The following is a 12,887-nucleotide window of genomic DNA, read 5'->3' on the forward strand; positions in this document are numbered from 1 at the left end:
CCGTAGGCCGGGTAAGTAAAAGCACCACACTCAGACAATTCCAGACAGTCTTCCATATTTCCTCCATTTTTCTGCCGTCTTGCCTGACTAAACTAGTATCATTTCCCGAAGTGTTTCAGGATGAGAACGTATAACGATGAAAGGCAGTCATAAATCCCGCTGGGCAATCGCCGCTGGCATCATTGTGGTGGTCCTTGCCGCCGCCTGGTACTGGCACAGTCAATCTTCCGGTACTGCGACACCCGCTGGAGCAAGTTCCCAGCCACAGCGCCCTGTGGGCGGTGGCCGCCACGGGATGCGCGGCGGCGCGCTGGCACCGGTGCAGGCCGCGACGGCGGTAAACAAAGCGGTTCCTCGTTATCTTTCCGGCCTGGGGACCATTACGGCGGCAAACACGGTAACGGTCCGCAGCCGCGTCGAAGGTCAACTGATGGCCATTCATTTCCAGGAAGGCCAGCAGGTTAAAGCCGGTGATTTACTGGCAGAGATCGACCCAAGCCAGTTCAAAGTCGCCCTTGCCCAGGCACAAGGTCAGCTGGCAAAAGATACAGCCACGCTCGCGAACGCCCGGCGTGATTTGGCACGCTATCAACAGCTGGTCAAAACCAATCTGGTTTCCCGCCAGGAGCTTGATACCCAGCAGTCGCTGGTGAGCGAAACCCAGGGCACAATAAAAGCTGATGAAGCTTCCGTCGCCAGCGCGCAGTTACAGCTCGACTGGAGCCGCATCACCGCACCCATTGATGGCCGCGTGGGGCTGAAACAGGTCGACATCGGAAATCAAATCTCCAGCAGCGACACCACCGGTATTGTGGTCATCACCCAAACTCATCCTATCGATTTGGTCTTTACCTTGCCGGAAAGCGATATCGCCACCGTAGTGCAGGCGCAAAAAGCCGGTCAGGGGCTGGTCGTCGAAGCCTGGGACCGCACCAACAAACAGAAGCTGAGCGAAGGTTCGCTCCTGAGCCTTGATAACCAGATTGATACCACCACCGGCACCATCAAGCTTAAAGCCCGCTTTAACAATCAGGACGACGCCCTGTTCCCGAACCAGTTTGTGAATGCGCGAATGCTGGTAGCCACGGAAGAAAATGCCGTGGTCATTCCGGCGGCAGCGCTGCAAATGGGGAATGAAGGCAACTTTGTCTGGGTGCTGAACAGTGAAAACAAGGTCAGCAAGCATCTGGTGAAAACCGGGATCCAGGACAGCCAGACGGTGGTGATCAGCGCCGGGATTTCCGCGGGCGACCGCGTGGTGACCGACGGCATTGACCGCCTGACCGAAGGCGCAAAAGTCGAAGTGGTTGAAGCGCATGACAGCACCACCGCCACGGAACAACCCGCCAGACGCGAACACAAAAAACAGGGAGCGACCTCCTGATGCAGGTGATGCCACCGAGCTCTACAGGTGGGCCGTCACGCCTGTTCATTTTGCGCCCCGTCGCCACCACGCTGTTGATGGTGGCCATTCTTCTGGCCGGGATTATTGGTTACCGTTTTCTGCCCGTTTCGGCGCTGCCAGAAGTCGATTACCCCACCATTCAGGTTATCACGCTCTATCCTGGTGCCAGCCCGGATGTTGTAACCTCCGCCATTACCGCGCCGCTGGAGCGGCAGTTTGGCCAGATGTCTGGCTTAAAACAGATGTCCTCGCAAAGCTCGGGCGGCGCGTCTGTGGTGACCCTCCAGTTCCAGCTGACGCTGTCGCTGGACGTTGCAGAACAGGAAGTGCAGGCCGCGATTAACGCCGCCACTAACCTTCTGCCGTCTGACCTGCCTAACCCACCGGTTTACAGCAAAGTTAACCCGGCTGATCCGCCGATCATGACCCTTGCCGTCACCTCCTCCGCCATGCCGATGACCCAGGTGGAAGATATGGTGGAAACCCGCGTGGCGCAGAAAATCTCGCAGGTGTCCGGGGTGGGTCTGGTGACACTGGCAGGCGGGCAACGCCCGGCTGTGCGCGTGAAGCTGAACGCCCAGGCCATTGCTTCTCTGGGGTTAACCAGCGAAACCATTCGCACGGCGATCAGCAATGCGAACGTCAACTCCGCCAAAGGCTCGCTGGATGGCCCGACGCGTGCCGTTACGCTTTCTGCAAACGACCAGATGCAGTCTGCCGATGAATATCGCCAGCTGATTGTTGCGTATCAAAATGGCGCGCCTGTTCGCCTGGGCGATGTGGCGACCGTTGAGCAAGGCGCAGAAAACAGCTGGCTTGGCGCCTGGGCCAACAAACAGCAGGCGATTGTAATGAACGTACAGCGCCAGCCTGGTGCCAACATCATTGAGACCGCCGACAGCATCCGCACGATGCTGCCGCAGCTGATTGAGAGCCTGCCGAAGTCCGTCAGCGTGAAGGTGCTTTCCGACCGCACAACCAATATTCGCGCGTCCGTTTCCGACACCCAGTTTGAGCTGATGCTGGCCATTGCGCTGGTGGTCATGATCATCTACCTGTTCCTGCGTAACGTACCGGCCACCATTATCCCTGCCGTCGCGGTACCGTTATCGCTGGTGGGTACGTTCGCCGTGATGGTGTTCCTTGATTTTTCGATCAACAACCTGACGCTGATGGCGCTCACCATCGCCACCGGTTTTGTGGTGGATGACGCCATCGTGGTTATCGAAAACATTTCGCGCTATATCGAAAAAGGCGAAAAACCGCTCGCCGCCGCGCTGAAAGGGGCGGGAGAAATTGGCTTTACCATTATCTCCCTCACCTTCTCATTAATTGCCGTACTGATCCCGCTGCTGTTTATGGGGGATATTGTCGGCCGTTTGTTCCGCGAATTTGCCGTTACTCTGGCGGTTGCGATTTTGATCTCGGCGATAGTGTCCCTGACGCTGACGCCGATGATGTGCGCCCGCATGTTGAGCGTTGAATCCCTGCGTAAACAAAACCGCTTCTCGCGGGCGTCGGAGCGCATGTTCGAACGTATCATCGCCGCCTACGGCCGCCTGCTGGCAAAAGTGCTGAATCATCCGTGGGCCACACTTGGCGTGGCGCTGGGTACGCTGGCGCTGAGCGTGATGCTGTGGATATTCATCCCAAAAGGATTTTTCCCGATTCAGGATAACGGCATCATTCAGGGCACGCTTCAGGCTCCGCAGTCCGTCTCCTTTGCCAGCATGGCGCAGCGCCAGCAGCAGGTGTCTGAACTCATCATGAAAGACCCGGCGGTTGAAAGTCTGACCTCCTTCGTGGGCGTTGACGGAACCAACCCGTCGCTGAACAGCGCGCGTCTGCAAATCAATCTCAAACCGCTAAGTGACCGGGATGACCGCGTACAAACGGTGATTGAGCGCCTGCAAACTGCCGTCGCCCGCGTGCCGGGGATCGAGCTGTATCTGCAACCGATTCAGGATTTAACCATCGATACCCAGGTGAGCCGCACCCAGTATCAGTTCACGTTACAGGCCACTTCGCTTGATGCGCTCAGCACCTGGGTGCCGCAGCTGGTAAATAAACTCAAGGCGCTGCCGCAAATATCTGACGTCAGCAGCGACTGGCAGGACAAAGGACTGGCGGCCTATGTGAACGTTAACCGCGACAGCGCCAGCCGTCTGGGTATCACGATGACGGATGTTGATAACGCGCTGTACAACGCCTTCGGGCAGCGGCTGATCTCCACGATTTATACCCAGGCGAACCAGTATCGCGTGGTGCTGGAACACAACACCGAAAACACACCGGGGCTTGCCGCGCTGGATACGGTGCGCCTGACCAGTAAGGATGGCGGCATTGTGCCGTTAAGCGCCATTGCCAGCGTGGAAGAGCGCTACACCCCGCTTGCGATTAACCATCTCGATCAGTTCCCGTCCACCACCATTTCGTTCAACGTGCCGGACGATTACTCGCTGGGTGAGGCCATAGAGGCCATTCTTGCAGCGGAAAAAGATCTTAGCTTCCCGTCAGACATTCAGACCCAGTTCCAGGGCAGTACGCTGGCCTTCCAGGCGGCGCTGGGGAATACCATCTGGCTGATTGTCGCTGCCGTGGTGGCGATGTATATCGTGCTCGGCGTGCTGTACGAAAGCTTTATTCACCCGATTACCATCCTCTCTACCCTGCCGACCGCAGGCGTTGGCGCGCTTCTGGCGCTGATGCTGGCAGGCAGCGAACTGGATGTGATTGCGATAATCGGCATCATACTGCTTATCGGTATCGTGAAGAAAAACGCCATCATGATGATCGACTTTGCCCTTGCCGCCGAACGCGAACAGGGCATGTCGCCGCGGGATGCTATCTTCCAGGCGTGTCTGCTGCGTTTTCGCCCGATCCTGATGACCACGCTGGCCGCGCTGTTGGGTGCCCTGCCGCTGATGCTGAGTACCGGCGTGGGCGCTGAGCTGCGCCGCCCTCTGGGGATTGGCATGGTCGGCGGTCTGCTGGTAAGCCAGGTGCTGACGCTGTTTACCACCCCGGTGATTTACCTGCTCTTTGACCAGCTGGCTATCTGGGCCAAAAGCCGTTTCCCGAAACGTGAAGAGGAGGCGTAAGTGAAGTTTTTCGCCCTCTTCATTTACCGCCCGGTCGCGACGATATTAATTTCGCTCGCTATCACCCTGTGCGGCGTGCTTGGCTTCCGGCTGCTGCCGGTGGCCCCGCTGCCGCAGGTGGATTTCCCGGTGATCATGATCAGCGCCTCGCTGCCGGGCGCGTCGCCAGAAACGATGGCCTCTTCCGTGGCCACGCCGCTGGAACGCTCCCTGGGACGTATTGCCGGGGTAAACGAAATGACCTCCAGCAGTTCGCTTGGCAGCACGCGTATCATTCTGGAATTCAGCTTCGACCGCGATATTAACGGTGCCGCACGTGACGTACAGGCAGCCATCAACGCCGCGCAAAGCCTGTTGCCAAGCGGGATGCCAAGCCGTCCAACTTATCGTAAAGCCAACCCGTCTGACGCGCCCATCATGATCCTGACGCTCACCTCGGACACCTACTCTCAGGGGCAACTGTACGACTTTGCCTCCACCCAACTGGCGCAGACCATCGCCCAGATTGACGGCGTGGGTGACGTTGACGTCGGCGGCAGCTCCCTGCCTGCGGTCCGCGTGGGCTTAAACCCGCAGGCACTGTTCAACCAGGGCGTGTCGCTGGATGACGTGCGTACTGCCATCAGCAACGCGAACGTTCGCAAGCCGCAAGGGGCGATCGATGACCAGAGCCATCGCTGGCAGATCCAGACCAACGACGAGCTGAAAACCGCCGCGGAATATCAACCGCTGATCATTCACTACAACAACGGTGCGGCGGTACGCTTAAGCGATGTCGCCAGCGTCACCGATTCGGTGCAGGACGTACGTAACGCCGGGATGACCAATGCCAAACCGGCTATTTTGCTGATGATCCGCAAATTACCTGAAGCCAACATCATCCAGACGGTCAACAGCATCCGCGCGCGCCTGCCAGAGTTACAGGAAACCATTCCGGCGGCCATTGATCTGCAGATTGCTCAGGATCGCTCTCCGACGATCCGCGCCTCGCTCGAAGAGGTGGAGCAGACGTTAATTATCTCTGTGGCGCTGGTTATCCTGGTGGTGTTTTTATTCCTGCGCTCGGGGCGCGCAACGCTTATCCCGGCGGTAGCCGTTCCGGTGTCATTGATCGGGACCTTTGCCGCCATGTATCTGTGCGGATTTAGCCTGAACAACCTTTCGCTGATGGCGCTGACCATTGCCACGGGCTTCGTTGTGGATGACGCCATTGTGGTGCTGGAGAATATCTCCCGCCATCTTGAAGCTGGCGTGAAACCGCTCCAGGCGGCGCTTCAGGGGACGCGCGAAGTGGGTTTCACCGTGCTTTCCATGAGTCTGTCTCTGGTTGCGGTGTTCCTGCCGCTGCTGCTGATGGGCGGGCTGCCTGGCCGCCTGCTGCGGGAATTTGCCGTTACGCTCTCCGTCGCGATTGGTATTTCTCTGGCTATATCGCTGACATTAACGCCGATGATGTGCGGCTGGATGCTCAAACGCAGCAAACCGCACTCCCAGCCACGGCGTAAAGGTTTTGGCCGTTTCCTGATGGCCATGCAGGAGAGCTACGGCAAGTCGCTGAGATGGGTGCTGAACCACACGCGGATCGTCGGGCTGGTACTGATTGGCACCATCGTGCTCAACGTCTGGATGTACATCTCTATCCCGAAAACGTTCTTCCCGGAACAGGATACCGGAGTGCTGATGGGCGGCATTCAGGCTGACCAGAGCATCTCGTTCCAGGCGATGCGCGGTAAATTGCAGGACTTTATGAAAATCATCCGCGAAGACAAAGCGGTGGATAATGTCACCGGGTTTACCGGCGGCTCACGCGTGAACAGCGGGATGATGTTTATTACCCTCAAGCCCCGGGATGTGCGCAACGAAACCGCGCAACAGGTTATCGACCGCCTGCGTCTGAAGCTTGCCAAAGAGCCGGGGGCCAATCTGTTTTTGATGGCCGTTCAGGATATCCGCGTGGGTGGACGTCAGGCCAATGCCAGCTATCAGTACACCCTGCTGTCTGACGACCTTGCCGCCCTGCGCGAATGGGAGCCAAAGATCCGCAAAGCGCTGGCGGCGCTGCCTGAACTGGCAGACGTGAACTCCGATCAGCAGGACAACGGCGCAGAGATGGATCTGACCTACGATCGTGAAACAATGTCACGGCTGGGCATTAACGTAGAAGCCGCTAACAGCCTGCTGAACAACGCCTTTGGTCAGCGTGAGATCTCCACCATTTACCAGCCGATGAACCAGTATAAGGTGGTGATGGAAGTGGATCCGCGTTACACCCAGGACATCAGCGCGCTGGACAAAATGTTTGTGATCAACAGCGATGGCAAGGCTATCCCGCTCTCTTACTTCGCCAGCTGGCAGCCCGCAAACGCCCCGCTCTCTGTTAACCATCAGGGGCTTTCCGCGGCCTCGACCATTTCGTTTAACCTGCCGACCGGGTCGTCGCTGTCTGAGGCGAGCGATGCCATCAACCGCACCATGACCCAGCTTGGCGTGCCGTCCACCGTGCGCGGCAGTTTTGCCGGCACGGCGCAGGTATTCCAGGAGACGATGAACTCACAGGTGATCCTGATCCTGGCGGCCATCGCCACGGTGTATATCGTGCTGGGGGTGTTGTATGAAAGTTACGTTCATCCGCTGACTATCCTCTCAACCCTGCCTTCAGCGGGTGTGGGGGCGCTGCTGGCACTGGAGCTGTTTGGTGCCCCTTTCAGCCTAATCGCGCTCATCGGTATCATGCTATTAATAGGCATTGTGAAGAAAAACGCCATTATGATGGTCGACTTTGCGCTGGTTGCGCAGCGCCAGGGCAATCTGAGCCCGGAAGAGGCTATTTTCCAGGCCTGCCTGCTGCGTTTTCGCCCGATCATGATGACCACGCTGGCGGCGCTGTTTGGCGCCCTGCCGCTGGTGATCTCCGGTGGCGACGGCTCAGAGCTGCGTCAGCCATTGGGGATAACGATTGTCGGTGGTCTGGTGATGAGCCAGTTGCTAACGCTCTATACCACCCCTGTGGTCTATCTCTTCTTTGACCGCCTGCGGGTGCGTTTTTCGCGTAAAAACAGAGAAACGGTAAACGGGTAAATGACAGAACTTCCCAAAAATGTCCGCTGGCAGTTATGGATTGTCGCCTTCGGCTTCTTTATGCAGTCGCTGGATACGACCATCGTTAATACCGCCCTCCCCTCTATGGCGAGAAGCCTGGGGGAGAGCCCGCTGCACATGCATATGGTGATCGTCGCTTACGTACTGACGGTTGCCGTCATGCTGCCTGCAAGCGGCTGGCTGGCGGATAAAGTGGGGGTGCGAAATATCTTTTTCACCGCCATCATCCTGTTTACCGCGGGCTCGCTGTTTTGCGCCCAGGCCAACACGCTCAATGAGCTGGTGATGGCCCGTGTCCTTCAAGGGGTTGGCGGGGCGATGATGGTGCCCGTCGGTCGGCTGACGGTGATGAAAATCGTCCCGCGCGAACAGTACATGGCGGCGATGACCTTCGTTACCCTGCCCGGCCAGGTCGGCCCGCTGCTCGGCCCTGCGCTGGGCGGTGTGCTGGTGGAATACGCCTCCTGGCACTGGATTTTCCTGATCAACCTGCCGGTGGGTATCGTGGGAGCTATCGCCACGCTGGTGCTGATGCCTAACTACACCATGCAGACCCGGCGCTTTGATTTCGTTGGCTTTATCCTGCTGGCCGCCGGTATGGCAACCCTGACCCTGGCGCTCGACGGGCAAAAAGGGCTGGGGATTTCCTCCCTGACGCTGGGCATTCTGGTCGCTATCGGCGTGATGTCCGTGCTGTGGTATCTGTACCATGCCCGGGATAACGATCAGGCGCTGTTCAGCCTGTCGCTGTTTAAAAATCCCACCTACCGTCTTGGCCTGTTTGGCAGTTTTGCCGGGCGCGTCGGCAGCGGCATGTTGCCGTTTATGACGCCAGTGTTTCTCCAGATTGGGATGGGCTTTTCGCCGTTCCACGCGGGCTTAATGATGATCCCGATGGTGCTTGGCAGCATGGGGATGAAACGCATTGTGGTGCAGGTGGTGAACCGCTTTGGCTACCGTCACGTGCTGGTCACAGCCACCCTGGGGCTGGCTATCATCAGCCTGCTGTTTATGGGTGTGGCGCTGATGGGCTGGTACTACGCACTGCCGCTGGTTCTGTTCTGCCAGGGCATTATCAACTCGATGCGCTTCTCGTCGATGAACACCCTGACGCTGAAAGACCTGCCGGACGAACTGGCCAGCAGCGGCAACAGCCTGCTGTCGATGATCATGCAGCTCTCCATGAGCGTGGGCGTTACCGTGGCGGGCCTGCTGCTCGGCATGTACGGACAGCACCATCTCAGCGTCGACACGCCGGTCGCGCATCAGGTGTTTTTATATACCTATCTCAGCATGGCGGTGATTATCGCCCTGCCCGCGTTTATCTTCGCCAGAGTACCGGACGATACCAGTAAGAACGTTGTTATTCGTCGTGGCAAAAGGAGTGCATCATGAAATTCTGGCGTCCCGGGATCACCGGAAAGCTGTTTGTGGCGATTTTTGCCACCTGTATCGTCCTGCTGGTCACGATGCACTGGGCGGTGCGGGTCAGCTTTGAGCGCGGTTTTATTGACTACATCAAGCACGGGAACGAACAGCGTTTACAGGGGCTGAGCGATGCGCTGGGCGATCAGTATGCCCTGCACGGCAACTGGCGTTTTCTGCGTAATAACGACCGTTTTGTTTTTCAGATCCTCCGCTCGCTTGAGCACGATACCGATGACGATCGTCCCGGCCCCGGGATGCCGCCGCACGGCTGGCGCACACAGTTCTGGGTCATAGACCAGGACATGCGCGTGCTCGTGGGCCCGCGTGCGCCCGTCCCGCCTGATGGCACAAAGCGCGCCATTACCGTGAATAACGCGACGGTCGGCTGGGTGATCGCCTCCCCGGTTGAACGTCTGACGCGCAACACGGATATCAACTTCGACAAGCAGCAGCGTCAGACCAGCTGGCTGATTGTCGCACTTTCGACGCTGCTTGCCGCGCTGGCCACCTTCCCGCTGGCACGCGGGCTGCTTGCACCGGTTAAACGGCTGGTAGAAGGCACGCACAAGCTGGCGGCCGGGGATTTCTCAACCCGCGTGGACACCCGCAGCCAGGACGAACTGGGCAAGCTGGCGCAGGACTTTAACCAGCTGGCCAGCACGCTTGAGAAAAACCAGCAGATGCGCCGTGATTTTATGGCCGATATTTCGCACGAGCTTCGCACGCCGCTGGCGGTCCTGCGCGGTGAGCTGGAAGCCATTCAGGACGGCGTGCGGCAGTTTACCCCGGAATCTGTCGCCTCTTTGCAGGCCGAAGTCGGCACGCTGACCAAGCTGGTGGACGATCTGCATCAGCTTTCGATGTCCGACGAAGGGGCACTGGCCTACCAGAAAGCGCCGATAGACGTGATTAACGTGCTGGAAGTCGCCAGCGGCGCCTTCCGCGAACGTTTTGCCAGCCGCAACCTGAAAATTGACCTCTCACTGCCGGACAGCGCCATCGTGTTTGGCGACCGCGACCGCCTGATGCAGTTGTTCAACAACCTGCTGGAAAACAGCCTGCGCTATACCGACAGCGGTGGCGGGCTGCATATCTCCGGCAAGCATGGAAACGGGCGCTTTGCCCTCACCTTTGCGGATTCCGCACCTGGCGTGCAGGATGCGCAGCTGGAAAGGCTGTTTGAGCGTTTTTATCGTACAGAAGGTTCGCGTAACCGCGCAAGCGGCGGCTCCGGGCTGGGGCTGGCGATTTGCGTCAACATCGTTGAAGCCCATAACGGCACAATCCGCGCCGCCCATTCGCCTTTTGGCGGGGTAAGCATTACAGTAGAGTTACCGCTGGAACGGGATATATCGAGAGAAGTATGACCGAGTTACCGATTGACGAAAACACACCACGTATTCTGATTGTGGAAGACGAGCCTAAGCTTGGGCAGTTGCTGATCGACTATTTACGTGCGGCCAGTTACGCCCCATCGCTTATCAGCCATGGCGATCAGGTGTTGGCCTATGTGCGCCAGACGCCGCCGGACCTGATCCTGCTGGATCTGATGCTGCCAGGCACCGACGGTCTGACGCTGTGCCGGGAAATTCGCCGTTTCTCTGACGTGCCTATCGTTATGGTGACCGCCAAAATCGAAGAGATCGACCGCCTTCTGGGCCTGGAAATCGGTGCCGACGATTACATCTGTAAGCCTTACAGCCCGCGAGAAGTGGTAGCCCGCGTGAAAACCATTCTCCGCCGCTGCAAACCGCATCGCGAATTGCAGGCGCTGGATGCCGAAAGCCCGCTGATTGTGGATGAAAGCCGCTTCCAGGCGAGCTGGCGCAGCAAGCTTTTGGATCTCACCCCCGCCGAGTTCCGCCTGCTGAAAACCCTCTCTCACGAGCCGGGAAAAGTGTTCTCCCGCGAGCAATTGCTGAATCATCTGTATGACGATTACCGCGTCGTCACCGACCGCACCATCGACAGCCACATCAAAAACCTGCGCCGCAAGCTGGAGGCGCTCGACGCCGACCAGTCATTTATTCGCGCGGTGTATGGTGTGGGCTACCGCTGGGAAGCGGATGCGTGCAGGATTGCCTGACTACATTCTTCTCATTCTGAGCCTCTCCCCTGCGGGGCGAGGGGCAAAAACTTTACCTCCCTGCCCCGCAGCGCTACAATGCCCGCCCTTAATGTGGGGGATCTCCCCTTACCGCTGCACCAGGTGTACGCGGATCTGACCTGTCATCAGAACGAGAACAAACATGTTTAAACCGGAACTCCTTTCCCCGGCGGGAACGCTGCAAAATATGCGTTACGCTTTCGCTTATGGTGCCGACGCTGTTTACGCGGGCCAGCCGCGCTACTCACTGCGCGTGCGCAACAACGAATTCAACCACGAGAACCTGCAGCTCGGCATCAATGAAGCACATGCCCTGGGCAAAAAATTCTACGTGGTGGTAAACATCGCGCCGCACAACGCCAAGCTGAAAACGTTCATCCGGGACCTCAAGCCGGTAGTGGATATGGGGCCAGACGCGCTGATTATGTCAGACCCGGGTTTAATCATGCTGGTTCGGGAGAACTTCCCGGAAATGGATATTCACCTCTCGGTGCAGGCTAACGCCGTCAACTGGGCAACGGTGAAATTCTGGAAACAGATGGGGCTGACCCGCGTCATCCTGTCTCGCGAGCTTTCGCTGGAAGAAATTGAAGAGATCCGCACCCAGGTGCCGGAAATGGAAATCGAAATTTTCGTTCACGGCGCACTCTGCATGGCCTACTCCGGCCGCTGCCTGCTCTCTGGCTATATCAACAAGCGCGACCCGAACCAGGGCACTTGCACCAATGCCTGCCGCTGGGAATACAACGTCCAGGAAGGCAAAGAGGATGACATCGGGAATATCGTGCACAAGCACGAGCCTATCCCGGTCACCAACGTCGAACCAACGCTCGGTATCGGCGCACCAACCGACAGCGTGTTTATGATTGAAGAGGCCAAACGTCCTGGCGAGTACATGACCGCCTTTGAAGACGAACACGGCACTTACATCATGAACTCCAAAGATCTGCGCGCAATCGCCCACGTTGAACGCCTGACCCAGATGGGCGTGCATTCGCTGAAAATCGAAGGCCGTACCAAGTCCTACTACTACTGCGCCCGTACTGCGCAGGTTTACCGCAAAGCCATCGACGATGCGGCGGCCGGTAAACCGTTCGACACGTCCCTGCTGGAAACGCTGGAAGGCCTGGCACACCGCGGTTATACCGAAGGCTTCCTGCGCCGTCACACCCACGACGACTACCAGAACTACGAGCACGGCTACTCGATCTCTGAGCGCCAGCAGTTTGTCGGCGATTTCACCGGCGAGCGCAAAGGCCCGCTGGCTGCGGTTGCCGTGAAAAACAAATTCACCAAAGGCGACAGCCTGGAACTGATGACCCCGCAGGGCAACATGAACTTCCGCCTGGAGCATCTGGAAAACAAGAAAGGCGAAGCGATTGAGGTGGCCCCGGGTGACGGTCACGTTGTCTGGCTGCCTGTCCCGGAAGAGGTGGATCTGGAATTTGCGCTGCTGATGCGTAATTTCGACGGAGAAAGCACCCGTAATCCGCACAACAAATAGTTAATAATGGGTATTTTTTCAGGTTGGGATGATTCTTAGAATCGGATCACATACCGCTTCGTTCAATACGGGTATTATCCACAGCGCTGAAAAACATAACCCATAAATGCTAGCTGTACCAGGAACCACCTCCTTAGCCTGCGTAATCTCCCTTACGCGGGCTTATTTTTTTCCTTTCGTCCTGTTCTTACCCGCTTTTTTCCTCCCTGAGATACACTTCTGATAAAGCAAAAAAGGGAGCAA

The 12,887-nt window shown here is 57.8% G+C and carries 7 protein-coding genes; all 7 read left to right on the plus strand.

From position 1 onward, the window contains the following. Positions 1-136: 136 nt before the first annotated feature. The 7 genes from N1249_RS14395 to yegQ all read left to right on the plus strand — a co-directional run bounded on the left by N1249_RS14395 (position 137) and on the right by yegQ (position 12,644). Complete coding sequence (locus N1249_RS14395; RefSeq protein ID WP_259830337.1) at positions 137-1,384, plus strand: MdtA/MuxA family multidrug efflux RND transporter periplasmic adaptor subunit; 1,248 nt, start codon at positions 137-139, stop codon at positions 1,382-1,384. Next, positions 1,384-4,506 carry an MdtB/MuxB family multidrug efflux RND transporter permease subunit gene (locus tag N1249_RS14400; RefSeq protein ID WP_259830339.1) on the plus strand — a complete coding sequence of 1,041 codons (3,123 nt, stop codon included), beginning with the start codon at positions 1,384-1,386 and terminating at the stop codon, positions 4,504-4,506. The genes N1249_RS14395 and N1249_RS14400 overlap by 1 nt, the downstream gene beginning before the upstream one ends. Then, positions 4,507-7,584, plus strand: a complete 3,078-nt coding sequence (gene mdtC / locus N1249_RS14405) for a multidrug efflux RND transporter permease subunit MdtC (RefSeq protein ID WP_259830342.1) — start codon at positions 4,507-4,509, stop codon at positions 7,582-7,584. Next, complete coding sequence (locus tag N1249_RS14410) at positions 7,585-9,000, plus strand: MFS transporter (protein ID WP_259830351.1); 1,416 nt, start codon at positions 7,585-7,587, stop codon at positions 8,998-9,000. Then, complete coding sequence (gene baeS / locus N1249_RS14415; protein ID WP_166716210.1) at positions 8,997-10,400, plus strand: two-component system sensor histidine kinase BaeS; 1,404 nt, start codon at positions 8,997-8,999, stop codon at positions 10,398-10,400. Before N1249_RS14410 ends, baeS begins: the two co-directional genes overlap by 4 nt. Beyond that, positions 10,397-11,119: a two-component system response regulator BaeR gene (baeR, locus tag N1249_RS14420; protein ID WP_014070964.1), complete on the plus strand. Its 723-nt coding sequence runs from the start codon at positions 10,397-10,399 to the stop codon at positions 11,117-11,119. The genes baeS and baeR overlap by 4 nt, the downstream gene beginning before the upstream one ends. A 163-nt stretch (positions 11,120-11,282) precedes the next feature. Next, positions 11,283-12,644, plus strand: a complete 1,362-nt coding sequence (gene yegQ / locus N1249_RS14425; protein WP_259830356.1) for a tRNA 5-hydroxyuridine modification protein YegQ — start codon at positions 11,283-11,285, stop codon at positions 12,642-12,644. Positions 12,645-12,887 lie beyond the last annotated feature (243 nt).

The sequence above is a fragment of the Enterobacter sp. CP102 genome (assembly GCF_025152625.1).
Classification (GTDB): domain Bacteria; phylum Pseudomonadota; class Gammaproteobacteria; order Enterobacterales; family Enterobacteriaceae; genus Enterobacter; species Enterobacter soli.

What these genes read in the sequence shown, in the direction of transcription:
- N1249_RS14395 (WP_259830337.1), top strand. Translation starts at nt 137, where the DNA reads ATGAAAGGCAGTCATAAATCCCGCTGGGCAATCGCCGCTGGCATCATT.
- N1249_RS14400 (WP_259830339.1), top strand. Translation starts at nt 1,384, where the DNA reads ATGCAGGTGATGCCACCGAGCTCTACAGGTGGGCCGTCACGCCTGTTC.
- N1249_RS14410 (WP_259830351.1), top strand. Translation starts at nt 7,585, where the DNA reads ATGACAGAACTTCCCAAAAATGTCCGCTGGCAGTTATGGATTGTCGCC.
- baeS (WP_166716210.1), top strand. Translation starts at nt 8,997, where the DNA reads ATGAAATTCTGGCGTCCCGGGATCACCGGAAAGCTGTTTGTGGCGATT.
- baeR (WP_014070964.1), top strand. Translation starts at nt 10,397, where the DNA reads ATGACCGAGTTACCGATTGACGAAAACACACCACGTATTCTGATTGTG.
- yegQ (WP_259830356.1), top strand. Translation starts at nt 11,283, where the DNA reads ATGTTTAAACCGGAACTCCTTTCCCCGGCGGGAACGCTGCAAAATATG.